Source organism: Desulfovibrio piger ATCC 29098 (assembly GCF_000156375.1).
Lineage (GTDB): Bacteria > Desulfobacterota > Desulfovibrionia > Desulfovibrionales > Desulfovibrionaceae > Desulfovibrio > Desulfovibrio piger.
The window spans coordinates 379,173-402,294 of the sequence record NZ_DS996355.1 but is presented as its reverse complement, the minus strand read 5'-3'; the positions used below and the strand labels follow the sequence as shown (position 1 = coordinate 402,294).

The 23,122-nt window shown below is 60.9% G+C and carries 22 protein-coding genes and 1 pseudogene; 16 read left to right on the top strand and 7 right to left on the bottom strand.

Annotated features, from left to right (window positions below; genetic code table 11):
• Positions 1–480 precede the first annotated feature (480 nt).
• From pap to phnN, 15 genes are all read left to right on the top strand, one after another.
• Positions 481–1,977, top strand: coding sequence for a polyphosphate:AMP phosphotransferase (gene pap, locus DESPIG_RS05195; RefSeq protein ID WP_006005857.1), 1,497 nt, complete (start codon positions 481–483; stop codon positions 1,975–1,977).
• A 592-nt stretch (positions 1,978–2,569) separates the two neighbouring features.
• Positions 2,570–2,758, top strand: coding sequence for a hypothetical protein (locus tag DESPIG_RS05190; protein ID WP_147589101.1), 189 nt, complete (start codon positions 2,570–2,572; stop codon positions 2,756–2,758).
• 1 nt (position 2,759) lies between these two features.
• Positions 2,760–3,005, top strand: coding sequence for a hypothetical protein (locus tag DESPIG_RS05185; protein WP_006005851.1), 246 nt, complete (start codon positions 2,760–2,762; stop codon positions 3,003–3,005).
• 216 nt (positions 3,006–3,221) lie between these two features.
• Complete coding sequence (gene phnC / locus DESPIG_RS05180) at positions 3,222–4,055, top strand: phosphonate ABC transporter ATP-binding protein (protein ID WP_040369442.1); 834 nt, start codon at positions 3,222–3,224, stop codon at positions 4,053–4,055.
• Positions 4,056–4,104: 49 nt separating this feature from the next.
• The gene (gene phnD, locus DESPIG_RS05175) at positions 4,105–5,073 is read left to right on the top strand and encodes a phosphonate ABC transporter substrate-binding protein (protein WP_006005847.1); all 969 of its coding nucleotides are present in this window, start codon (positions 4,105–4,107) and stop codon (positions 5,071–5,073) included.
• Between the two features lie 30 nt (positions 5,074–5,103).
• A complete protein-coding gene (gene phnE / locus DESPIG_RS05170) occupies positions 5,104–5,901 on the top strand; it encodes a phosphonate ABC transporter, permease protein PhnE (protein ID WP_006005845.1) in 798 nt (265 codons plus the stop codon).
• Position 5,902: 1 nt separating this feature from the next.
• On the top strand, positions 5,903–6,649 hold the full coding sequence (locus DESPIG_RS05165) for a DUF1045 domain-containing protein (protein ID WP_006005844.1): 747 nt from the start codon (positions 5,903–5,905) through the stop codon (positions 6,647–6,649).
• A 22-nt stretch (positions 6,650–6,671) separates the two neighbouring features.
• Positions 6,672–7,115 carry a phosphonate C-P lyase system protein PhnG gene (gene phnG / locus DESPIG_RS05160; RefSeq protein ID WP_006005842.1) on the top strand — a complete coding sequence of 148 codons (444 nt, stop codon included), beginning with the start codon at positions 6,672–6,674 and terminating at the stop codon, positions 7,113–7,115.
• Positions 7,112–7,750 (top strand): phosphonate C-P lyase system protein PhnH, encoded by a 639-nt coding sequence (gene phnH / locus DESPIG_RS05155; RefSeq protein WP_006005840.1) that lies wholly within the window; start codon positions 7,112–7,114, stop codon positions 7,748–7,750. The genes phnG and phnH overlap by 4 nt, the downstream gene beginning before the upstream one ends.
• On the top strand, positions 7,741–8,913 hold the full coding sequence (locus DESPIG_RS05150; protein WP_006005839.1) for a carbon-phosphorus lyase complex subunit: 1,173 nt from the start codon (positions 7,741–7,743) through the stop codon (positions 8,911–8,913). Before phnH ends, DESPIG_RS05150 begins: the two co-directional genes overlap by 10 nt.
• Positions 8,906–9,805: an alpha-D-ribose 1-methylphosphonate 5-phosphate C-P-lyase PhnJ gene (locus DESPIG_RS05145; RefSeq protein WP_006005837.1), complete on the top strand. Its 900-nt coding sequence runs from the start codon at positions 8,906–8,908 to the stop codon at positions 9,803–9,805. Before DESPIG_RS05150 ends, DESPIG_RS05145 begins: the two co-directional genes overlap by 8 nt.
• Positions 9,806–9,807: 2 nt before the next feature.
• Complete coding sequence (phnK, locus tag DESPIG_RS05140) at positions 9,808–10,599, top strand: phosphonate C-P lyase system protein PhnK (protein WP_006005835.1); 792 nt, start codon at positions 9,808–9,810, stop codon at positions 10,597–10,599.
• A gap of 14 nt (positions 10,600–10,613) precedes the next feature.
• Positions 10,614–11,327 carry a phosphonate C-P lyase system protein PhnL gene (gene phnL, locus DESPIG_RS05135; RefSeq protein ID WP_006005833.1) on the top strand — a complete coding sequence of 238 codons (714 nt, stop codon included), beginning with the start codon at positions 10,614–10,616 and terminating at the stop codon, positions 11,325–11,327.
• 55 nt (positions 11,328–11,382) lie between these two features.
• Positions 11,383–12,531 (top strand): alpha-D-ribose 1-methylphosphonate 5-triphosphate diphosphatase, encoded by a 1,149-nt coding sequence (locus tag DESPIG_RS05130; protein ID WP_006005831.1) that lies wholly within the window; start codon positions 11,383–11,385, stop codon positions 12,529–12,531.
• Positions 12,531–13,133, top strand: coding sequence for a phosphonate metabolism protein/1,5-bisphosphokinase (PRPP-forming) PhnN (gene phnN, locus DESPIG_RS05125; RefSeq protein ID WP_006005828.1), 603 nt, complete (start codon positions 12,531–12,533; stop codon positions 13,131–13,133). The genes DESPIG_RS05130 and phnN overlap by 1 nt, the downstream gene beginning before the upstream one ends.
• Before the next feature lie 213 nt (positions 13,134–13,346).
• On the opposite strand, the gene DESPIG_RS05120 is transcribed toward phnN, so the two are convergent.
• From DESPIG_RS05120 to rdgC, 5 genes and pseudogenes are all read right to left on the bottom strand, one after another.
• On the bottom strand, positions 13,347–14,966 hold the full coding sequence (locus DESPIG_RS05120; protein WP_040369300.1) for a DNA repair protein RecN: 1,620 nt from the start codon (positions 14,964–14,966) through the stop codon (positions 13,347–13,349).
• Positions 14,967–14,975: 9 nt separating this feature from the next.
• The gene (locus DESPIG_RS05115; RefSeq protein WP_040369298.1) at positions 14,976–15,812 is read right to left on the bottom strand and encodes an ABC transporter permease; all 837 of its coding nucleotides are present in this window, start codon (positions 15,810–15,812) and stop codon (positions 14,976–14,978) included.
• A gap of 1 nt (position 15,813) precedes the next feature.
• Complete coding sequence (locus DESPIG_RS05110) at positions 15,814–16,842, bottom strand: ABC transporter permease (protein WP_006005817.1); 1,029 nt, start codon at positions 16,840–16,842, stop codon at positions 15,814–15,816.
• A 15-nt stretch (positions 16,843–16,857) separates the two neighbouring features.
• Positions 16,858–17,385 (bottom strand): hypothetical protein, encoded by a 528-nt coding sequence (locus DESPIG_RS05105; RefSeq protein WP_006005815.1) that lies wholly within the window; start codon positions 17,383–17,385, stop codon positions 16,858–16,860.
• A gap of 16 nt (positions 17,386–17,401) precedes the next feature.
• Positions 17,402–18,024: pseudogene (gene rdgC, locus DESPIG_RS05100) on the bottom strand (recombination-associated protein RdgC).
• 965 nt (positions 18,025–18,989) lie between these two features.
• Between rdgC and DESPIG_RS05095 the strand changes: the two are divergent.
• Positions 18,990–19,745, top strand: coding sequence for a pseudouridine synthase (locus tag DESPIG_RS05095; RefSeq protein WP_040369432.1), 756 nt, complete (start codon positions 18,990–18,992; stop codon positions 19,743–19,745).
• A gap of 184 nt (positions 19,746–19,929) precedes the next feature.
• On the opposite strand, the gene pgm is transcribed toward DESPIG_RS05095, so the two are convergent.
• Together pgm and DESPIG_RS05085 are read right to left on the bottom strand one after the other, a co-directional pair.
• Positions 19,930–21,570, bottom strand: coding sequence for a phosphoglucomutase (alpha-D-glucose-1,6-bisphosphate-dependent) (gene pgm, locus DESPIG_RS05090; RefSeq protein WP_040369296.1), 1,641 nt, complete (start codon positions 21,568–21,570; stop codon positions 19,930–19,932).
• A gap of 105 nt (positions 21,571–21,675) precedes the next feature.
• Complete coding sequence (locus DESPIG_RS05085) at positions 21,676–23,118, bottom strand: DegQ family serine endoprotease (RefSeq protein ID WP_006005799.1); 1,443 nt, start codon at positions 23,116–23,118, stop codon at positions 21,676–21,678.
• Between the last annotated feature and the right edge of the window lie 4 nt (positions 23,119–23,122).

Sequence of the window (23,122 nt, the reverse complement as noted above, 5' to 3'; positions counted from 1 at the left end):
TGATGTGAAACAAGATAAGATGCTCGTGGACATCCTGGAAAGGTGCGTCATACAGCTTGGCATCCTTGTAGCCCAGGGCCAAAAAGGCGGCCCTTTGACGACGCGGGAATATGTCCAGACGCAACTGGATATGTTGCAGGCTGTGGGAAGGATATATGCAACACGGCAGGAACGCAGGCAGTTTCCTGCATGGGAGGAAAAGCCGCATAGGGGACGACCTCGCCGTTTGCAGCATGCCGCAAGTGGACGGAGCAGACGGCGTCCGCTCCGAAGAGCCTCGTCTATCCCGGTATCTGCTTAGGAAGGAGGCAGGATTCTCAGGATGGTCCCACTCGTGCGGGCTGACGAAGCCGAAGAAAAAAGCTATGCTGTCCCAAAACTCCAGGAGCAGAATGTGCGTTGACTATCCTGGAGTGCCGGGAATGTGCCGGAGCTGTGTGTCCGCTTCCCGTGCAAACATTTTGAGCAAGGTTGGATATTATGTTTGAATCGGCAGCCCTTGGCAGAGCATGCAGTAACAAAGAGTTTGAAGAAAAAGCCCCCCAGCTGCGCATGCGTCTTTTCAATGCGCAGTTGCAGTGCATCGAGCGCAAGATCCCTGTCCTGATCACGGTGGCCGGCCTGGTCGGTTCCGGACGCGGCGCCATCATCAACCTCCTGTCGGAATGGATGGACAGCAAGCATGTGCAGAACCATGTTTTCTGGCTGGTGACCGACGAAGAAAAGGCCCGCCCCTGGCCCTGGCGTTTCTGGCGCCAGCTTCCGGCTGCCGGACAGACGGCGGTCTTTTACGATGGCTGGTACGGTGAGGCCATGCGGCAGCGCTGTTGCAAGGATGTGGGGGAAAACGAGTTCACCGCCAGCATGCACCGCTGGCAGGCCCTGGAATCCGGGTTGGCGGAATCCGGGATGGCCATCATCAAGCTCTGGCTCCATCTCAATAAAAAGGACCATGCCCGTGCGCTCAAAGAGCGGCAGGAGAACCGGGCCCTGGTGCATTTTTCGCCGTCCGACAAGAAGATCGCCGCGGATTACGATGGCATGGTCAGCGCCGCGTCCCGGGCCATCATGCTGACAGACCGGGACAACGCTCCCTGGAGCATCATCGACGCCGCGGATCCCAATTTCCGCAACCTGTCTGTGGTGAAAGCCATCATCGCAGGTATCGAGCGGACCATTGCCGCACATGATGCCCGCGCCGCCCGCCTCAAGGTGCTGGAATCCGTGCCCGAAGTGGAAGAAGATGCCCGTGAATCCCTGGTCTCCACCCTGGATGCCATCGACCTTTCCAGCGTGCAGGCTCCCGAGCATTACCAGAAAGAGCTGAAGCGCCTGCAGAAGGAGATCTACCAGCTCTCGTACCGGGCATACAAAAAAGGCATCTCGTCCACCCTCATCTTCGAAGGCTGGGATGCCGCCGGCAAAGGGGGAGCCATCCGGCGCCTCACGGCCGGGACGGACGCCCGTATCACGCGCGTCATCCCCATCAGCGCGCCTTCAGATGAAGAGCTGGCGCACCACTACCTGTGGCGTTTTTGGCGGCACATCCCCCGTGCCGGTTTCATCACCATCTATGACCGCTCCTGGTACGGCCGTGTCCTGGTGGAACGCGTGGAAAAGCTGACCCCCAAGGAAGACTGGGCTCGTGCCTATGCCGAGATCAATCATTTTGAGCATCAGCTGACCAACAACGGCAATATATTGCTCAAGTTCTGGCTGCACATCTCGCCGGAGGAACAGCTGCGGCGTTTCCGGGAGCGTGAGGCCATTCCGTGGAAACGCTACAAGATCACCGATGAAGACTGGCGGAACCGTGACAAGTGGCCCGAATATGCCCGTGCCGCGGACGAGATGTTCCTGCGTACCAGCACGGAAGATGCCCCCTGGCATGTGGTCCCTGCGGAGAACAAGAAATATGCCCGTCTGATGGTCCTGCGCATCTACAGGGATGCCCTGAAGCGCGCCCTGCGCGGATAGCTTCTTTGCAACGCTTGGATACAACGAGCCGGAGATCGCTCCGGCTCTTTTTTTATGTCCGGTGGCTGCGGCAGGTGGACGGCACGATGACAGGAAGGATGCCGATGGTTTGGCTTTTCTGGGGAAGGTTGCTGCGCGGCTCTTCCGGGAGACGAAGACTGGCTGGAGAGGGCGCATGGGAAAAGGTTTGAAAAGAGTTGCCCACCTTGCTGCACATGGAGCTGAATTGTCACCGGGCGCTCACAGCGTTGACGAAAGGACAGGGCAGTCTGAAAGCACATCCGGGCAGGAAGCAGACCGGCGGCAAGATGCCGTCTTTTGTCCTCCTTGCTCGATCCTGTCCGGCACCCAGCCCCTTTCAGGGAGGTGGCGCATGATTTCCTCATTTTGTCCCGTCATTTGCACCCGTTGTGGTCGTTCTTTCATTGCTCCCGGGCCCCGTGGGCATATCTGCCCCCAATGCCAGAAGGAACGGCGCATGAACCGGGAAAAAGCGTCGGCCAGAAACAGCCGGAGAATCCCCAGGACAGGAGAAAACCGAGGCCGGACGAGCAGGGAGGCCCGTCCTTCCAGGCCCGTGGAACCGGTGCGTGTGCCGGTGCAGCTTGTGGAGTCCCGCTGGCAGGATATGCTGGACCAGGGGATCCTGGCCACCTGCCCGCGCATGCACCTGACGGCATCGCGTCTTCCCTGCGGCGAGCGTTCCGAATGCTTTGGCCTTTCCCGCTGTCAGTTCGTCCCCCAGAACATGAACCGTCCTTTGCGGCGTAGCTTTTTCTGATATGTTCGAAAGCATCATGTCCCAGCCGGAATTCACGCGTGTTTCTGTGGAAAAGATGATGGCAGGCAGCCCGGATCTTCCGCCCCTGTATCGGGCCTGCCCGGATTATGAGCGCCGGTGCGTCATCTGCGGGCATGGCCCTGTGGTCGATTTTTATACTGCAGACGGCCGTTTCGTTGACAGTTCAGACATGTGCGGCGTCTGCACCTTCGGGCGGCAGGAATGCCGCGATCCCAGCCGCTGGTAAATCTGAAGCTTCTTTTATCTGACTGAAAACAAAAGGCATCCCTCCCTTCGTGGAAGGATGCCTTTTGTCGTTGGAGGGTACAGGGGATGCTTCCGAACCGTCACATTCCCTCTTGCAAACGGTGACGCAAACGTTGGGCTTTCATCATGGACGCGTCACCGTTTCGCCATGCGTTTCGCCCATTGTGAGCCAGTCAACTTCAACGGGAGCATTCGCATGATCCACATCAGCAATCTCAATAAAACGTTCGGCAGCAGCAAAGGTCTTTCCCACATCAACCTGCATGTGGCCCCGGGAGAGATGGTGGCCCTCATCGGCTCTTCCGGTTCCGGCAAATCCACGCTCATGCGCCACATCTGCGGTCTGACCGCCGCGGACAAGGGCGAGAGCCTGGTGCGGGTCGATAGCGAGATCGTGCAGAAAAACGGCTTCATCAGCCGGGACATCCGACGTATCCGCGCCGGTATCGGCATGATCTTCCAGCAGTTCAACCTGGTGGAGCGCATGAGCGTGGCCCGCAATGTCATGCTGGGGGCTTTGGCCCGTACCAGCCTGTGGCGCAGCCTGACCGGCGCTTTCCATACGGATGACAAAGAGCTGGCCCTCAGGGCCCTGTCCCGTGTGGGGATCGGGGAAAAGGCCTGGCAGCGCACCGGTACCCTTTCCGGCGGGCAGCAGCAGCGTGCCGCCATCGCCCGTGCCCTGGTGCAGCGTGCCCGCGTGCTGCTGGCTGACGAGCCCATCGCCTCGCTGGACCCCGAATCGGCCCGCAATGTCATGCAGACCCTGCGTGACCTCAACCAGAAGGATGACCTCACCGTTGTGGTGACCCTGCACCAGGTGGACTACGCCATGCGTTTCTGCCCCCGTACCGTGGCCCTGAAAAAGGGCGAGATCGTCTACGACGGCCCCACGGAACGTCTGACGCCCCAGTTCCTGGCGGAACTCTACGGCGCTGAAAGCGATGAGCTTTTTGCCGCCAAGACCAATACCCAGGAAACGATGCCGTTGCCCGGCAGCCCTGTCCGCGAGACGTCCCGCGCTGCCTAGTGCTCATCCTGATCCCTTTGCCTCACCATTTTATCCAAGGAGAAAATACATGTTTTCCCGTCTTCTTTCCGGCCTGCTGGTCTCTGCCATGCTGCTGGGCAGCGCGTTGACTGCCCAGGCCCAGCAGACCCTCAATTTCGGCATCATCTCCACCGAGGCCAGCCAGAACCTCAAGGTGCTTTGGGATCCTTTCCTCAAGGATATGAGCAAGGCCCTCGGCATGGAAGTCAAAGCCTTTTTTGCCAGTGACTATGCCGGAGTCATCGAAGGCATGCGCTTCAAAAAAGTCGACCTGAGCTGGATCGGCAACAAGGGCGCCATGGTGATGGTGGACCGCGCCAATGGCGAAGTTTTTGCCCAGACCACCGCTCCTGACGGCAGCAAGGGCTATTACTCCTGCCTGATCGTCAACAAGAAGAGCCCGCTCCAGAACCTCGACGACATGTTTGCCCAGGCCTCCAAGCTGAGCTTCAGCAATGGCGATCCCAACTCCACGTCCGGCTTCCTGGTGCCCGGCTATTACGTCTTTGCCAAAAACGGCAAGGATCCCCAGAAGATCTTCGCCCGTACCGTGTCCGCCAACCACGAGGCCAATGCGCTCTCCGTGGCCAACAATACCGTGGACGTGGCGACCTGCAACAACGAAGGACTGGCCCGCCTGGCTATCACCGCTCCCGAAAAGGCTAAGGAACTGCGCGTGATCTGGAAGTCTCCTCTTATCCCCAGCGATCCCCTGGTCTGGCGCAAGGACCTGCCTGACGAGACCAAGAAAAAGATCACGGACTTCATCTTCAGCTACGGCGTGAAGGGCGAGAACGTGGAGCAGGCCCGCAAGATCCTGACCGCCCTGCAGTGGGGCCCCTTCATCAAGTCCGACAACAGCCAGCTGATCCCGCTGCGCCAGCTGGAGCTGTTCCGTGCCAAGACGGTGCTGGAAGGCAACAAGGATATGGATGCCAAGGAAAAGGCCGCCAAGATCGCCGAGATCGAACGCAAGCTGGCCGAACTCGGCAAGTAAGCGGGGACAGGGCACAAGGAACGCATCGTTATGGAAGCTGAAATGAAAATGGCCCTGCAGCCGCCGCGCGATCTGCGCGCCGAGATCTTCCGCCTGGTCATCTGGGGCCTTGTCCTGGCCATGTTGGCCTGGGCTTGGCGCGGCGCCGAGATGAAGCCCATGGCGCTGGTGGAGCAGGGCGGCAACATCCTTACCCTGATATCCGATTTCTTCCCGCCGGACTTCACGGACTGGCGCATGTATGTGGAAGAAATGATCGTCACCCTGCATGTGGCGATCTGGGGCACCTTGCTGGCGGTCATCTGTGCGGTGCCGCTGGGCATCATGTCTTCCGAGAATATCGCCCCCTGGTGGATCTGCCAGCCGGTGCGCCGTCTCATGGACGCGGCCCGCGCCATCAACGAGATGGTCTTTGCCATGATGTTCGTGGTCGCCGTGGGCCTTGGCCCCTTTGCCGGTGTGCTGGCCCTTTGGGTGCACACCACGGGCACGCTGGCCAAGCTCTTTTCCGAGGCGGTGGAGGCCATCGAGGTCTCGCCGGTGGAAGGCGTCCGTTCTACGGGGGCCAGCTTTCTGGAAGAGATCATCTTCGGGGTCATCCCCCAGGTGTTCCCCCTCTGGATATCCTACTCCCTGTACCGCTTCGAAGCCAACGTACGCTCTGCCACGGTGGTGGGCATGGTCGGTGCCGGCGGTATAGGCATGGTGCTGTGGGAACTGTTCCGCAGCTTCAACTTCCAGCAGACCTGTGCGGTCATGGCCATCATCGTGCTGGTGGTGACCCTGTTCGACCTGCTTTCCCAGCGTCTGCGCAAAATGGTGCTGTAAGATGGCCGCCCGTTACGCTCTTTATTACGCCCCGCACAGGGACGAGCCCCTATACCGGCTGATGGCCCCCCTGTTCGGCCGGGACTGCCGGGACGGCAGCAGCCTGCCGGGCGGCCCCGTGGCCCCTGCGGGGGTGGAACACGGTTTGTGGACATCCCTGGCCAAAACGCCGGCCCATTACGGCCTGCATGCCACTCTCAAGGCGCCGTTTGAGCTGCGCTCCACCTCGGAGAGCATGCTTGCCGCCTTGAAGGATGTCTGCCGGAAGGTGGCGGAACGCCATGCATCCTGGCTGACGGCGCCGCTGGGTTTGCAGCGGCTGCCCGTCCACTCGGGTGCGCGCCAGGCCTATTTTCTGGCCCTGGTCCCCCGGCAGGGGGATGCCGCATCGGAATCGGCCATGGCCGCTCTGGAGCGGGATTGCGTGACGGAACTGGACCGCTTCCGGGCCCCTCTCGACCAGAGGGACGTGGACCGGCGGGAACCCCTGAGCCGTGATGAACGGCGCAACCTCCTGCGCTGGGGCTATCATCATGTGTTGGATCTGTTCCGCTTCCATATCACCCTGACAGGCCCTCTGCCTCCTGAGAGGGCCGCGCAGGTGGAAGCGGCCCTGAACCAGTATCTGGAGCCGGTCATCGACAAGCCCCTGGCCATGGATTCTGTGTGTCTTTTTTGCCAGACGGACCGGGCGTTGCCCTTCCGCCTGACGACCCGCTTCGCTCTGGCGCGAACCGGGAATGCCTAACACAACGACTATTGGAAGTATCATGAACATGAGTTTGCGGCAGGAACGCATGCGCCTGCTGGCGCTTGCCCCGGAGACCTGCCTTGCTGAGGCACTGTCCGGGATCAGCCTGCCTGGCTACCGCATCGTGCGCGGGCCCGAAACGGGGCTCGTGATGGCCCGGGGACGCGTCGGCAATGTCGGCGATGTCTTCAACATAGGGGAAGTGCTGGTCACCCGCTGTGTCGTCCAGCTGGAAGAAAAGACGTTTGGCCATGCCTGGATCATGGGGGAATCGCCCCGCCATGCGGAACTGGCGGCCCTGTGCGACGCCCTGTGGCAGCAGGAAAGCTACGCGGTGCTGCTGGACGAAAAGCTGCGGCCTTGCCTGGAACAGGCCATAGCCGAAAAAAGAAAGGCTGCCGCCCGCGACGCGGCAGGTACGAAAGTCAACTTTTTCACCTTTGTACGCGGAGAAGACCAGTGAGCGATCAGCAATGTTCCCGCCTGTCCTGGACGGATCCCGTAGGGCAGGCACAACAGGTGTTCCGTCTGGCCCTCACCGCGCTGTCCCGGCCTGCCCAGGCGCATACCTTCGAGCCCGGTCCTGTGGATGCCGCCGCGGACGAGCTGCCTGCCGGGCTGAGCCCGGAACTGGCGGCCCTGGCCCTTGCGCTGTGCGATAACGAGACCACGGTATGGTTGGCGCCCGGGCTGGATACGGAAGACGTCAGGACCTGGTTCCGTTTCCATTGCGGCACGGTCCTGGTGGCCGAGCCCGATCGGGCCGCGTTCGCCTTTGTCCCCGGTGTGGAAGCGCTTCCTGACCTATGCTGTTTTCATCAGGGAGAGGCTGAATACCCGGATCGCTCCACGACCATCTGCCTTGGCGGGGTAGAGGAGAGGGAAACGGCCGCCATCACCGCTTCCGGCCCCGGCATCGTGGGCAACTGTGATTTTTCCTGCCGTATGCCGGCTGGTTTCCTGGCCCAGTGGCAGCGCAACCATGAGCAATTCCCGCTGGGTGTGGACATGCTGCTTTGCGGGCCGGGCCGCCTGACCGGCCTGCCCCGTACGACCTGCCTGAGCCCTGCCGCAGACGAGGTGTCCCAATGTATGTAGCTGTAAAAGGTGGCGAAAAGGCCATTGCCGCGGCGCATGCCCTGCTTGCCCGGGAGCGGCGGGGCGATGTGCAAATTCCTGAAGTAACACTTGAACAATTGGCAGGGCAGCTCAAGCTGGCCGTGGACCGCATCATGGCCGAAGGCTCCCTGTACAGCCCCGAACTGGCCGCGCTGGCCTTCAAGCAGGCCCAGGGCGACGCTGTAGAAGCCATCTTCCTGTTGCGGGCTTACCGTACGACCCTGCCCCGCTTCGGTGTCTCCGAGCCCATGGATACTTCCCGCATGCGGGTGGAGCGGCGCATCTCCGCCACGTGGAAGGATCTGCCCGGCGGCCAGATCCTGGGATCCACCTTTGACTACACGCACCGCCTGCTGGATCGCGGTCTGGCCGTGCCCGGGACCGCTCCCCGGGACGTGGAGCCCGAAAGGACGGAGGAAGATCTGGTGATGGTGGCGGCCGACACGCAGGCCCTGCTGCAGGAACCGCTGCCCAGAGCCATGGAGGCTCTTGGGCGTGAAGGCCTGATGGAAGCCGTGGCCCCTTCGCATGAAGGCAATGACTGCCTGGACATCACCCGTCAGCCGCTGGAACTGCCGGCCGACGGCTCCGGAGACCGGGCCGTGCGCCTGCAATCCATGGCCCGTGCCGATGAAGGCTTTTTGCTGGGCATGGCTTATTCCACCCAGCGCGGTTACGGCGCCGTCCATCCCTTCACCGGAGAACTGCGCCGCGGTTTCGTGGAGCTGACCATCATCCCGGAAGAGCTGGGCTTTGCCATCACTCTGGGCGAAGTGGAGCTCACCGAATGCGACATGGTCAGCCGGTATACCGGCCGTGCCCTCGAGCCCTGCTTCACCCGCGGTTACGGGCTCGTCTTCGGCAACAACGAACGCAAGGCCCTGTCCATGTCCATCGTGGATCGCGCCCTGCGCGCCCGGGAATTGCAGGAAGACCAGATAGGCCCTGCCCAGAATCCCGAATTCGTGCTCATGCATGGGGACAACGTGGATGCGTCCGGTTTCGTGCAGCATATCAAGCTGCCGCATTATGTGGACTTTCAGGCGGAGCTTTCCCTGATCCGCCAGCTGCGGGAACGTAAGCACGCGGAAGAGCAGGCTGCTGCCGCGTCCGAAAAACATGCGGAGGCCAGCCATGCCTGAGAACCTGACGACCACGCCTGTGGCCTCCGGGCTGGAAGGCTACAATTTTGCCTATCTCGATGAAGGCACCAAGCGCATGGTGCGCCGGGCCCTGCTCAAGGCGGTGGCCATCCCCGGCTACCAGGTGCCCTTTGCCAGCCGTGAGATGCCCATGCCCTACGGCTGGGGGACGGGCGGCATCCAGGTCACGGCCAGCATCATCGGCCGCGACGACGTGCTCAAGGTCATCGACCAAGGCTCGGACGATACGACCAATGCCGTTTCCATCCGCCGCTTCTTCGAACGCACCGCGGCCGTGACCACGACCACCCACACCGGGGAAGCCAGCATCATCCAGACCCGCCATCGCATCCCCGAGCAGCCCCTGCGCGAGGATCAGATCATGGTCTACCAGGTACCCATGCCGGAGCCCCTGCGCTGGCTCGAGCCCAGTGAGAAGGAGACCCGTACCCTGCATGCGCTGGAAGAATACGGCATCATGAGCATCAAGCTGTATGAGGACATCATGCGGCATGGCGATATCGCCACCGGCTTCGATTATCCCGTGAAGGTCAATGGCCGCTACATCATGAGCCCGTCGCCCATCCCGCGTTTCGACAACCCCAAGATGCATCAGTGCCCGGCATTGCAGCTTTTCGGTGCCGGCCGGGAAAAGCGCATCTACGCCATCCCTCCCTATACGGATGTGGTCAGCCTCGACTTTGAGGACTACCCCTTCACGCCCCAGAGCTGGGATCAGTGCTGCGCCATCTGCGGTGCCACCGATACCTATCTGGATGAGATCGTCATGGATGACGCCGGGACGCGCATGTTCGTCTGTTCCGATACCGACAATTGTGCCCGGCGCGTGGCCGGACAGGGCGGCGCTGCCGCTTCCAGGGAGGAGAAATAGCCGTGAGCCTCTTGGATACCAATCTTGATCCCGTCCTTTCCGCCCGCCGGCTGACGCGGCGTTACGGCAGCCGCATCGGCTGCAGGGACGTCTCGCTGGATCTGTGGCCCGGGGAAGTCCTTGGCATCGTGGGAGAATCCGGCTCCGGCAAAAGCACGCTGCTGAACATGCTTTCCGGCCGTCTGGAACCTTCCGCCGGTCATGTCCATTACACGGCGGCTGACGGCAGCGTGCTGGATATCCACAGCCTTGATGAAGCCCATCGCCGCCGTCTGCTGCGTACCGAGCTGGGCTTCGTCCATCAGCATCCTCGCGACGGCCTGCGCATGTCGGTCAGCGCCGGTGCCAATATCGGCGAACGTCTCATGGCCAACGGGGCCCGGCATTACGGGAACTTGCGTGCCACGGCCCTGGACTGGCTGGAACGGGTGGAGATCCCCGTGCAGCGCGTGGACGATACGCCGTCCCAGTATTCCGGCGGTATGCAGCAGCGCCTGCAGATCGCCCGCAATCTGGTGACCACGCCGCGTCTCGTCTTCATGGACGAGCCCACCGGCGGTCTGGATGTGTCCGTCCAGGCCCGCCTGCTGGACCTGCTGCGCCATCTGGTGCGCGACATGGGGCTGGCCGTGGTGCTCGTGACCCACGATCTGGCCGTGGCCCGGCTGCTCTCGCACCGCCTGATCGTCATGTACCACGGTGAAGTGGCGGAGACCGGTCTGACGGATCAGGTCCTGGACGATCCGCAGCATCCCTATTCCCAGTTGCTGGTCTCTTCCATCCTGCAGTGCTGACAAGGAGCGTTCTCATGCATCAGTTCAATCATCCTGCCGGCGACGCTCCTGTGGTGGAGGTGCGCCACCTGTGCAAAACCTTTGTCCTGCACCAGCAGGGCGGCATCCGCATCCAGGCGCTGCAGAACGTCAATTTCGATGTACGTGCCGGGGAGTGCGTGGCCCTGCACGGGCCTTCCGGGGCCGGCAAGTCGACCCTGCTCAAGACGCTGTACGGCAACTATCTGCCCAGCTCTGGGCAGGTGCTCGTCTGCTGTGAAGGCTGCGAGACGGACATGGCCACGGCCTCCACGCGTGCCATCAGCCGTGTGCGCCGGGAATGCATCGGCTATGTCAGCCAGTTCCTCCGTGTCATCCCGCGCGTGAGTGCCCTGGATCTGGTGGCCGAACCCCTGCTGGACGCCGGTGAAGACCATGAGACGGCCCTTGATGCCGCGCAGGAGATGCTGGCCCGCCTCAACCTGCCCGAACGCCTCTGGCATGTGGCCCCGGCCACGTTTTCCGGCGGGGAACAGCAACGTGTGAACATCGCGCGCGGGCTCATCCGGCCCATGCCGTTGTTGCTGCTGGACGAACCCACCGCCTCCCTGGACGGCATCAATCGGCAGGTGGTCATCGACCTCATCCATGAGGCCCGGGAGCGGGGCAGCGCCATCGTGGGCATCTTCCATGATGACGTGGCCCGCAATGCCGTGGCGGACAGGATCGTCCCCATGGACAGGCCGTAAGCTGAGACGGATCCCCAAGAACCAACGATCAGAGAAGCATAATCGGAGATCATCCATGAAAGAATATGTGTTGCGTAACGCCCGGGTGGTGACGCCCACCACCGTGATGCAGGGGCATGTGCTGGTGCGCGACGGCCTGGTGGCCGATGTGGACGAAGGCGACATCCAGCCCGCGGCCGGTCTGGAATGCATCGACTGCGAAGGGGATTATCTGCTGCCCGGTTTCGTGGAACTGCATACCGACAATCTGGAAAAGCATCTGGTGCCCCGTCCCAAAGTGGTCTGGCCTCAGGCGGAACCCGCCTTTTTCGCCCATGATGCCCAGATCGTGGCGGCCGGTATCACCACCGTGTTCGACGCCCTGTCCGTGGGCGAATATCATGACAAGGGGCGCATCGCCATGCTGGGGCGCGGTGTGGACGCCCTGAACCACTGCCGCCGGTCGGGCATGCTGCGTGCCGACCATTTGCTGCACCTGCGCTGTGAAGTGGCCGATCCCCGCATGCGTGACCTGTTCTTCCCGCTGTCGGACACGCCTTGCCTGAAGCTGGTCTCCCTGATGGACCACACGCCCGGGCAGCGCCAGTGGCGTGATACCACGGCCTACCGGACCTATTACAGCAACATCAAGTCCTGGACCGATGAAGAGTTCACGGCCATGATGCACGAACTGGAAGAGGTCCGGGACAGCTGCGCCAACGACAACGCCGCCTCGGTCATGGAATTTTGCCGCCAGCACCACCTGCCCATGGCCAGCCATGACGATACGCTGGTGGAGCATGTGGAAGAGGCACTGAGCAACGGCATCTCCATCAGCGAGTTCCCCACCACCACGGAGGCCGCCTGCTGTGCCTCGGAAAACGGGATGCTGGTCATGATGGGGGCCCCCAATGTCGTGCGCGGCGGATCCCATTCCGGCAATGCCTCGGCTCTGGACGTGGCGAAGGAAGGGCATCTGGGGGCCCTGTCTTCCGATTATGTGCCCGCCAGCCTGCTGGCCGCGGTCTTTGAACTGGCCGCCAAGGAGATCATGCCGCTGCCCGCAGCCGTCAATCTGGTCAGCGCCAATCCGGCCGAAAGCGTGGGTCTGGATGACCGCGGCCGCATCGATACCGGGCGCCGCGCGGACATGGTCCGCGTCCACCATATGGACGACATGCCGGTGGTCCGCAATGTCTGGCGTCAGGGCGTGCAGGTGTACTGATGCGCGGCACCCTCATCTATGTCATGGGACCGTCGGGATCCGGCAAGGACAGCCTGCTGTCGGCCCTGCGGCCCCGGTTGCGCGGTCTGCCGGTGGCCTTTGCCCGGCGCTATATCAGCCGTCCGGCCTGCGCCGGAGGGGAACAGCATATGGCGCTTTCCGCCGGGAGCATCCTTTCCCTGGAGGCCCAGGGGCGTCTGGCCATGCGCTGGAGCAGCCACGGCTGCCAGTACGGCATCGGTCGCTCCATCGACGGCAGCCTGGAACACGATATCTGCGTGATCGTCAACGGTTCGCGGGAATATCTGCCGGAAGCCCTGCGGCGTTATCCTGACCTTATCCCCGTGCTGGTGGAGGTTGAGCCGGCCATACTGCGGCAACGCCTGCTGGCCCGGGGAAGAGAGCAGGGCAAGGATCTGGAAGAACGTTTGCAGCGTGCGCTGGCACCGCTGCCTGCCATTAGTCTGGAACGGCTCGTGCGTATCGACAATTCCGGGAAGCTGCCGGCAGCGGTCGATGCTCTGGAAAATGTCGTGCGGGCGGCCCTGCCGGTGCGCGGCATGGCGCATACGCTTCAAGGAACGCAGGGGAGTGCGGCCTAAAAAACTTTTGGGCCGGATCTGAAAAAAAAGGGCTCCTTCCCAACAGGAAGGAGCCCTTTTGCCGTATGTCTTCGTGCCTTGCCTGCAGCCAGATACGCTTCTTGCGAGCGGCGTGAAAGCCGGGCATGCGCTGGAGAAACTATGGAAAAAGTTCCAGCAGGTTATGATGATATCTTGCAAAAAACTTAAAGCTAAACTTTAAGAAATGAATGTTTAGAACATCGTCAGCTGATAGCTGCGCCCTTCAAGGCTGGCTGCCAGAGCCTCACCTTGCTGGCCCCCACCCGCCATACGCACCAGTTCCGCATGGCGCTGGCGGGCATCGAGCGGGACACAGGTCGTGAAGGTGGCGTTGTCCCGGATGGTCTTGCTGATCTGGAAGTGCTTTTGTGCCCGGGCCGCCAGCTGCGGCCAGTGCGTGATGACAAGCATTTGTCGCTGTTTTGCAAGATTTTCCAATTTTTCCGCCAGTTTGTTTAGCGTAAGGCCACCTACGCCGGCGTCCACTTCGTCAAAGATATAGGTCGCGCTTTCCGCCTTGGGGCGGACACTCATGAGGGCGAGCAGGAAGCGGGAAAGCTCGCCGCCCGAAGCGATCCTGTCCAGCGGCTGGGGGGCCTGCCCGGGGTTGGGGGCCCAAAGGATACGCACCTTTTCATCCATCAGGCCGGGCCAGACTTCCTGTGGCATGAAATCAGGGATGACCCGGACCTGCTCGGAGAATCCCAGCTGGCGCAGCTCCTCTTCCAGCTGCCGGGCGAAATCCGCGGCAGCTTCGCGGCGCTGGGGGAGCAGGGCGGAAAGCACTTCCTGCAGCTGGGCCGCCAGCTGTTTTTCTTCCTTGTCCAGCAGGGTGATATCCAGCGCGCAGGCATCGAGGAAGGAGATGTTTTCGCGGATCTCTTCGCGCAGCTCAAGGATCTCGTCCAGCGAGCGGTGCAGCTTGCGCTTGAGCTGGGCCAAAGCATAGAGCCGTTCCTCCATCTGCTCCACATCGGGCATGTCCTCCGGCAGGGGAGGACGGCGCAGGCGGCCGCTCAGATGGGAAAGCTGCTGACGCAGGGCCGTAACGGCATCGGCATCCTCGCTGACGGAGTCGTCTGTCCGAGCCATCTGGTGCAGGCAGCGCTCCAGCCGTCCCAGCATGTCGAGCAGGCCGGGTTCTTCCTCGCCATGCAGCAGGCCCAGTGCCAGCTCATACTGTTCGCGGGTCTGTTCGGCGGCACGGACGATGGCCCGCTGCTCTTCAAGGCGCTCTTCTTCACCGGCCTCAGGGGCGACGCGGTCGATCTCCTGCTGCTGCATCTCCAGGATGTCCCGGCGCTCCAGCAGGTGGGCCTCCCGGGCCCGCAGTTCCTTGCGGCGGGCCTCCACGGAGCGCAGCTGTTCAAGCAGTTCGTCACGCCGGCACAACAAATCGGGATCTTTCAGCGTGCTTTCCATGAGGCGGGCCTGAAAGGCAGGCTGCAACAATTGCTGCTGTCCGTGCTGGCTGGCATGGGCCAGCAATTGTTCCCGCAGGGAACGCACGCATTCCTGAGAGCGCAGGGCATCATCCACATACAGGCGGCTGCGGCCGCTTTCGGCCAGCAGACTGCGCCGGATGACGATCTCCCGTCCGTCCATCAGGAACTGAGCTTCGACCTGGGCCTTTTCCGCTCCCTGCCGTACCATATCGGCGCCCAGCCTGTCGCCCAGCAAAAAGCCCAGGGCTTTAAGGATAAAGCTTTTGCCTGCCCCTGTTTCGCCGGTGAGCACGTTCATGCCCGGGGCAAAGTCGAGTTCGGCGTCTTCGATGAGAGCGAGATTGCGGATACGCAAATATTCCAGCATGGATAGGACCTATTTTTTGAGACGGGGATCAAGGAGGTCACGCAGGCTTTCACCCAGCAGGTTATAGCCCAGCACGGTCACCAGGATGGCGACACCCGGATAAAAGGAAAGCCAGGGGGCATCTTCCAGAACGGTCTTGCCTTCCATGAGCATGTTCCCCCAGCTGGCCGTGGGCGGCTGAACACCAAGCCCAAGGAAGCTGAGACCGGATTCCACCAGGATGGCGCCGGCCACGCCCAGCGTGGCGGAAATGAGCACCGGGGCCAGCGTGTTGGGCAGGATGTGGCGCAGCAGTATCCGGCAGGTGGAGCAGCCGGACAGGCGCGCCGCCGATACGAAATCCCGCTGGCGCAGGCTCAGGGTCTCGGCGCGGACCAGACGGGCGACCCCCATCCAGGATGTCAGGCCGATGACGATCATGATGTTGGTCAGGCTCGGCTCCAGAAAAGCGATGACCGAGAGGATCAGGAAGAACGAGGGGAAGCAGAGCATGATGTCCACACCGCGCATGATCCCTTCATCCACCAGACCGCCGAAATAACCGCTGATCAATCCCAGCCCCGTCCCGATGCTGACGGAGATGCCTACAGCGACAAAGCCGACCCACAGCGAGATCTGGCCGCCGTAGAGCAGGCGGGAAAAAACGTCCCGCCCCAGGCGGTCCGTACCCAGCCAGAACATGGAGGACGGCGGCTCCAGGATGTGGTCCAGATGCAGGGCATTGGGATCATAAGGCGCGAGCAGGGGAGCGCACAGCGCTGCCAGCGACATGACCAGCACGATGCCAAGCCCCAGGCAGAGCATGAGATGACGGCCGAGAAAGCGACGCAGCAAGGGACCACACATATCAGCGAACCTCCCGGCTACTGCGGATGCGTGGATCGGCCAGACCGTAGCAGACATCCGCCAGCAAATTCCCCAGCAGGGTCAGCACGGCCCCCAGGACCAGATTGCCCATGATCATGGTATAGTCACGGGCCATGACCGCCGCATAGAACAATTGCCCCAGCCCCGGCAGGGCGAAGATGGACTCGATGATGACGCTGCCGCCGATGAGTCCGGGGACAGAGAGGCCCAGCAGGGTGATGACCGGGAGCAGGGCATTGCGCAGGGCATGGCGCCAGATGATCGTGCGGGGGGACAGGCCCTTGGCCTGGGCGGTCAGGATGTAATCCTGCCGCAGGACTTCGAGCATGCAGGCCCGCATGTAGCGCGACATGCCCGCCAGACTGCCGATGGTATAGACCAGGATCGGCAATGCCAGATGGCGTGCCAGGTCAAGCACCTTGTCCACAGGGCCGAGGCTGTCGAAATTCATGGAGGTCAGGCCTGAAATAGGCAGCCATTGCAGATGGATACCGAAAAACAGCATCAGCAGCAATGCTAGCCAGAACGAGGGCATAGCAAAGCCGAGATAGACGAAGACCGTCACGCCCCTGTCCAGAAGGGAATTCTGGCGGCAGGCCGAGAGGATGCCGATGGGGATGGCGATGACGAGCGTCAGGATCAGGGAGATGACGTTCATGCCCACGGTCAGGGGCAGCCGCTCCATGATCTTGTCCAGCACGGGGCGCCCGTCCGCTGACATGGACAGACCGAAATCCAGACGTACAAGGCGTGAGAGCCAGTCCAGATATTGTACATGCAGGGGTTTGTCCAGGCCGTACAGGGCCTCCAGGCGCTGGCGGGCCGCCTCGCCGGCCAGAGGATTGAGGGTCGTTTCCATATCGGTGGGCGAACCGGGCGCGAGATGGATGACCCAGAAGCTGATGAGGGTGATCCCCCATAAGACAAGCAGCATCCACAGCAGTTTGCGCACGATGCGCAACGTCAGCTGCAGCAGGGCCGCATTGCGGGATGAACAGACCGCCTGCACGCATATCCTCCGTTACTATTCCGTCCGGGTCATCCACTGCCGCATGTCGGCCACTTCCTGCTGCCATTGCGGCGAAAGGCGCAGCTGGAGGAACCGGTCATACAGGCTGTCCAGGAGGCCGAGGCAGACTTCCATCAAATAAATCTTTTCCAGCAACATGGCGTCCGGATCATCGTCCTCTTCAGGCTTTTCCACCTTGGGGGGCTTCAGGCTGCCCAGGGTGAAGTCCTCGGCCTTGAGGGTGAACTGGAAGGCCAGTTCTTCCTTTTCAAGCCGGATGAGGGCGCGAGTGACTTTCTTTCCCGTACCGAGACCGAAACGGGCTTCGCGAAGAGGGGAGAGCGTGCCGGCGACGGTGGCCGTTTCTTTGGCGTCGCCTTCACCGCCCTGGACGACGATACGTTGTTCCATGGATACGGAGAACGGCTGGCCTTCCTTGTCCACAAAGGCTCCGGGCGCCACATCGCTCTGGTACCACAGCCAGGTAAGGAACTCCTGGCCAAGAATGTTGTCCGTAGAATCCAGACAGGGTGTATCACTCATGGGATGACCTCGCGAATCAGGAAAGGGCGGCGAACTGGGTGGCCTCGATACGATCCAGGCGGCTCATGGCCGCTTCGTCGAGCATGGTCTCGGCCAAGCTGTACGGAGTGATCTGCTCAAGATGCAGTTCAAAGGAGTTAAGGAATGCCTCCATGAACAGATCGATCATCTTCCCCTGGGTGGAGGCAAACCAGACCTCATTGCGATCCGTTGCCCAGATGACGTTGAACTCGGCCGGGATGGGCAGGAAGCGCTGACGCAAGCGGAGCATGACCTGTTCTTTGAGCTCCTTCTTGCGTTCACGGGAAATGAACTTTTTGCCCTGTTCCTGCATTTTTTCCTTTTCGGCCTTCAGGGCCAGGGTCAAATGCTTTTTAATGACAGCGGCCGGGATGCGCCGGGTATCCAGGCGCAGAGAAAAGAGCAGGTAGGCTCCTTTATGTGGGGGGCCGTCCGCCATTCGGAGTCCAGCATATCCTCGAAGCATACCCAGCCATAGGCCTGCATCTCGGGCAGGTCGTCGATGTCCCGAAAGGCGAACTGGCGCAGCTTGTCGGGGATCTGCGTCCAGAGTTCCGAAGGGATGGGGTCGATGATCCTGAAACGGGTAAAGCTGCACGAAGCATTACAAAAACCCATACTGGCTCCTTTCTGTGATATCCGCCAAGAGGCGTGTCATTCTTGTACGCAGTGCGGCAGATTCTTGCAAGCCCGAAGCCGTGGATTTCTGTGGGGCAGGGCAGGTGCAACATTATATAATATACGCAGTGGATATGGCGGCAGGCAGCCTGCAGAGAAGATCCCTGACAGTATGGCCATGGGCCCCAGACCGGGACTGGGTGAGGGAAGTTCCGGCTATGGACATCGTGAGGGGCGCAAAATCCGGTAGGAAGTCTTTTTACCGCCAGGGAAGATGGAAATGTAGGAATTAATTTAGATAATATTTATTACTAATAAAATTGCATAAAAAAATGGAAAGATCGAAGGTTCCGCATGGATCAAGATCTCAGTCCTGCTTTTATCTGAAGGCATTGCATCGGCATGACCAGATCCGGGGAAAGGCACAGACGCAGGCGGTGCGTCAGGTCAGATGTCAGTATCCGTTCTTCCATGTCCCATATGGGAATCTCTGCTTTGGTCTTTATCCCGGCAGACACGGAGTTTGGGACGAGGACATCCTCGTAGAGACCCTTATCCAGTAAATAGCTTCTTACCATTTGGAATACCTATGAATTTTAATTGTCCCATAATGATAATTATGTAAACTTTTATCCATGTAAGAACGAAAACAGCACTCCTCTCTCCCAATCAGGCAAACAAATTTTTCGATAGCCATTTTTCTCAAGCAGCACTTGAAGGATACTTCCATGACACCAGCTTGAGCTGATACCTTGTTCGCATCATTCCCCCAGCTGCCCTCACAGGCATATTTCCTTGAGCTTGACATGGCTGTTTTTTTGCCACACCTCTAAGGCATGCACGCCAAATCCTCTTTCCATAGTCATGATGGACGCTCCCAACGCCGCTCAAGTCGGCCTGTATCCAGATCGCCCCAAGGCGGTCATTCCTCCCCTGCTCCACGGAACAAGCCGGTTCCATCCGGGCTGGAGGATGACCTGCAGGATGGGGTCCGGCTCAACAAATTCATCGCTGCCTCCGGTTACTGTTCCCGCCGCAAGGCCGATGAGCTCATTTTTGCCGGGGCTGTCCAGGTCAACGGGATGGTGGAACATTCTCCCGGCAGACGCATCCTTACTGATGATGTCATCCAGGTCGAGGGACAGCGGCTTGCGGCTCTGCCCACCTCTTTTTCCTATATCATGCTGCACAAGCCTATCCAGGTCATGTGTACGGCGCACGATCCGCAGGGGCGTCCTACGGTTTTGGATTGCCTGACCACAGAGATGCGGCGAAATAGAGTTTATCCTGTTGGAAGACTTGACTATTTTTCTGAAGGCCTGCTGTTGCTGACCAATGATGGCGAGCTGGCACAGCGCCTGATGCACCCTCGGCACCATCAACCCAAAACCTACGACGTCCTTGTGCGCGGTATTGTCCCGGCCTCAGCTCTGGCAACCATGCGCCGTGGCATGACGTTGGCTGAGGGAGAGCAATTGCGTCCGGTCGAAGTGGAAAGCCGCTTGCAGGCCAATGGCCATACGCGGTTGCGAATGGTGCTGCATCAGGGGGTCAATCGCCAGATCCGCCGAATGTGCCGGGATCTTGGGCTGACCATCCTGCGCCTGAAGCGCATCAGCCTGGGCCCCATCGGCCTTGGAGATCTTCCTGTGGGGAGCTGCCGTTTCCTGTCTGCTGCGGAAATCACTGCTCTGCTCCAGGCTGCGGAGATCCGGCGCTAAGTAAGGGACACCACGCCAGTTGTCGTTGGGCTATGCTTGCAAGACCGCCTGGGGAAACAACGTGGCTTGCTTGTGGGAAAGGCCGGATGGCAGATGCCGTGTGGGCCGCATGCAACATGATATGAAGCTAAAAAAGGACGCCTGACGGCGTCCTTTTTTTATGCGATCCCAATTTTCGTATCTGTTAGGCCAGCAAGCGCTGCAGCAAAGCCTGGGCTTCTTCATGCAGGGCATGCAAGTGCTGTTCTCCGAGAAAACTTTCCGCATAGACCTTGCAGATGGCCTCAGTTCCGGAAGGCCGGATGGCAAACCAGCCATTCTGGCTGCAAACCTTGACCCCGCCGATGGCGGCACCATTGCCCGGTGCCGTTGTCAGTATCTCGGTGACCGGGGATCCCGCCACTGTCCGCATCTGGACATCCTCAGCCTTCAGGGACTTGAGACAGGCACGTACATGATCATCAGCCGGGGCATCCTGACGCTGATACAGCGGAGCACCGAACTGCTCCGTCAGACTGCGATAGATCTCGTCCGGACCACGTTCTTCGCGAGCGGCCATTTCCGCCGCCAGCAGGCAGAGCAAGGGACCGTCCTTGTCCGTGCTCCAGGGGCTGCCGTCAAAGCAGAGGAAGGAGGCACCGGCACTTTCCTCACAGCCCATGCCGCAACTGCCGTCCGTCAGATAGGGCACGAACCATTTGAAGCCGACCGGGACTTCGATGACCTTGCGTCCCAGCTCCTGGCCTACTCTGTCCAGCATGGCACTGGTCACCAGTGTTTTACCGATGCTGGCATCGGCCTGCCACTGGAAACGGCTGCGGAACAGATGCCAGGCAACGGCGGCCAGGTAGTGGTTGGGATTCATCAGGCCGCTTTTTGCCACGATGCCGTGGCGATCCGAGTCCGGGTCACAGGCAAAGGACAGATCGAAGCGGTCACGCATTTCAAGCAGGCCGCTCATGACATACGGCGAAGAACAGTCCATCCTGATCTTGCCGTCCTTGTCGCAGGGGACAAAACGGAATGTGGGATCGATGGCCTTGTTGACCACGGTCAGGCGCAGTTTGTAGCGCTCGGCTATGGGTTCCCACAGCGAGAGGCTGGCACCACCCAGCGGGTCGACCCCCAGAGCGATGCCGGAAGCCGCGATACTGTCCATATCCAGGATGCGCGGCAGATCTTCCACATAGCGGGCAGTAAAGTCATAGCCTTGCACAAGAGAAGACCGGCGGGCACTGCTGTACGGCAGGCGGCGGACGTCGCAATTGAGGTGGTCAAGATACGCATTGGCCTGTTTCTCGATCCAGGCGGTCACCGCGGTTTCGGCCGGACCGCCATGCGGCGGATTGTATTTGAAGCCACCATCCGCCGGAGGGTTGTGGGAAGGCGTGATGATGATGCCGTCAGCCAACGCCTGCTCACCGTGTTCACTGTTCCAGCACAGGATGGCGTGGGAGACCGCAGGAGTCGCGGTGGCGGAACCGTCGTGGGAGATGCGGACCTGGACGTCATTGGCTGCCAGGACTTCAAGGGCACTGCGGAAGGCCGGTTCAGACAGGGCGTGCGTATCCCCCCCCATGAACAGAGGGCCGCTGATGCCGTGCTGTTTGCGGTAATCACAGACGGCCTGGGTAATGGCGTGGATATGGCGTTCGTTGAAGGTCTGTTTCAACGAAGAACCACGGTGCCCGGACGTTCCAAAAGACACACGTTGTGCGGCCTGATGCGGATCAGGCGATTCCGTATAATAGGCACTGACGAGCGCGGGAATGTTTTCCAATGTCTCGGGCGCCGGCAGTTTGCCGGCATGGGGATGTACTGCCATGATGTATCCTCCTGCCCTTTTCTATCGTTTACCCTATCGGCCCGCAAGCCCCGGGCAAAAAAAAGAGGGGGGCTTCAGCCCCCCTCTTTCGATCACATATCGGGATTATTTCCCGCTGCTGACAGGTACCGCGCGGAAGATGTTCTCCCCACGACGGTTGATCTGCAGCATGACAGCGCCGCGCTTGCTGCCTTCGCCTGCCACGATCTTGGACAGGTCTTCGGGCGAAGACACAGCCTGACGGTTGGCCTTGACGATGACGTCACCGGGGCGGACTCCGGCTTCGGCAGCGGGCTTGCTGGGATCCACATCCAGGACCAGCAGGCCTCCCTTGCCTTCCAGCTTCAGTTCGCGGCGCTCCTCATCCTTGATGGGACGCACGGTCAGGCCAAGCTGGCCCTGGTTCTGCTGCTTCTGGCCAGCTTCGGAAGGCTTGCCGTTGTTGACGCCGGACTGGCGATCGCCCAGCGTCACATCCAGATCCACAGCCTTGCCGTTACGCCACACGACCAGGGTCACCGAAGTGCCGGGCTTGTGGGCCGCGATGGCTCGCAGCAGGGCCGAGGCATCTTCCACGCTCTTGCCATTGACCTTGGTGATGACGTCACCGGCTTCGATGCCGGCCTTGGCCGCCGGTTCACCGTCCAGGACGCTGGCCACCAGGGCACCGGAGGGATGTTCCATGCCAAGGGCCTTGGCCGTGTTTTCATCCACGTCCTGGATGGTCACGCCGATCCAGCCGCGGCTGACCTTTTTGCCGCCCTTGATCTGTTCCACGATGCCGGCCGCCATGTTGCTGGGGATGGCAAAGCCGATCCCCTGCCCGCTGGCGATGATGGCCGTATTGATGCCGATGACCTCACCCTTCATGTTCAGCAGCGGCCCACCGCTGTTGCCGGGGTTGATGGAGGCATCCGTCTGCAGGAAGTTGTCAAACGGACCGGCATGGATATTACGGTTCTTGGCCGAAAGGATACCAGCCGTGACCGTGTGGTCCAGAGCAAAAGGATTGCCGATGGCCAGCAGCCACTCCCCTACCAGCAGGGCGTCGGAATCGCCGAACTTGAGGAACGGCAGATCCTTTTTGGCATCGACCTTGAGCAGGGCAAGGTCGGTGTCTTCGTCCGTTCCCACGACCGTGGCCGTCAGCGGGGCGGTCTTGCCGTTGCTTTCGTCCAGTGTCACCTGGATGCTGTCGCCGTCAGCCACCACATGGTAGTTGGTCACGATGTAGCCGTCGGGCGAGATGATGAAACCGGAACCACGCGACATCTGTTTTTGCGGAGGACGCTTTCCGCGCGCATTGGGACCGCCGAAGAATTCGAAAAAGCGGTCCGCTCCCGGCGGCATGCCACGGAACATCTCGCCGAAGAATTCCTCAGGACCGGCAGCAGCCGGGGAGGTACGCTCCGCACTGATGTTGACGACAGCCGGGCCGCATTTGGCAGCCAGTTCACTGAACTCAGGAAGGCTGGCCGCCTGGGCGAATTGCGCTGCCGTGAACAGGACCAATGTCAGCACGGCAGGGAGAAAGTGTTTAATCCTCATACAG

Coding starts and splice junctions, on each gene's coding strand:
- DESPIG_RS05115 (WP_040369298.1), bottom strand. CDS start 15,812: ATGTGTGGTCCCTTGCTGCGTCGCTTTCTCGGCCGTCATCTCATGCTC.
- DESPIG_RS05150 (WP_006005839.1), top strand. CDS start 7,741: ATGTATGTAGCTGTAAAAGGTGGCGAAAAGGCCATTGCCGCGGCGCAT.
- phnD (WP_006005847.1), top strand. CDS start 4,105: ATGTTTTCCCGTCTTCTTTCCGGCCTGCTGGTCTCTGCCATGCTGCTG.
- phnN (WP_006005828.1), top strand. CDS start 12,531: ATGCGCGGCACCCTCATCTATGTCATGGGACCGTCGGGATCCGGCAAG.
- phnL (WP_006005833.1), top strand. CDS start 10,614: ATGCATCAGTTCAATCATCCTGCCGGCGACGCTCCTGTGGTGGAGGTG.
- DESPIG_RS05105 (WP_006005815.1), bottom strand. CDS start 17,385: ATGAGTGATACACCCTGTCTGGATTCTACGGACAACATTCTTGGCCAG.
- phnE (WP_006005845.1), top strand. CDS start 5,104: ATGGAAGCTGAAATGAAAATGGCCCTGCAGCCGCCGCGCGATCTGCGC.
- pap (WP_006005857.1), top strand. CDS start 481: ATGTTTGAATCGGCAGCCCTTGGCAGAGCATGCAGTAACAAAGAGTTT.
- DESPIG_RS05185 (WP_006005851.1), top strand. CDS start 2,760: ATGTTCGAAAGCATCATGTCCCAGCCGGAATTCACGCGTGTTTCTGTG.
- pgm (WP_040369296.1), bottom strand. CDS start 21,570: ATGGCAGTACATCCCCATGCCGGCAAACTGCCGGCGCCCGAGACATTG.
- DESPIG_RS05120 (WP_040369300.1), bottom strand. CDS start 14,966: ATGCTGGAATATTTGCGTATCCGCAATCTCGCTCTCATCGAAGACGCC.
- DESPIG_RS05145 (WP_006005837.1), top strand. CDS start 8,906: ATGCCTGAGAACCTGACGACCACGCCTGTGGCCTCCGGGCTGGAAGGC.
- DESPIG_RS05130 (WP_006005831.1), top strand. CDS start 11,383: ATGAAAGAATATGTGTTGCGTAACGCCCGGGTGGTGACGCCCACCACC.
- phnC (WP_040369442.1), top strand. CDS start 3,222: ATGATCCACATCAGCAATCTCAATAAAACGTTCGGCAGCAGCAAAGGT.
- phnG (WP_006005842.1), top strand. CDS start 6,672: ATGAACATGAGTTTGCGGCAGGAACGCATGCGCCTGCTGGCGCTTGCC.
- DESPIG_RS05165 (WP_006005844.1), top strand. CDS start 5,903: ATGGCCGCCCGTTACGCTCTTTATTACGCCCCGCACAGGGACGAGCCC.
- DESPIG_RS05085 (WP_006005799.1), bottom strand. CDS start 23,118: ATGAGGATTAAACACTTTCTCCCTGCCGTGCTGACATTGGTCCTGTTC.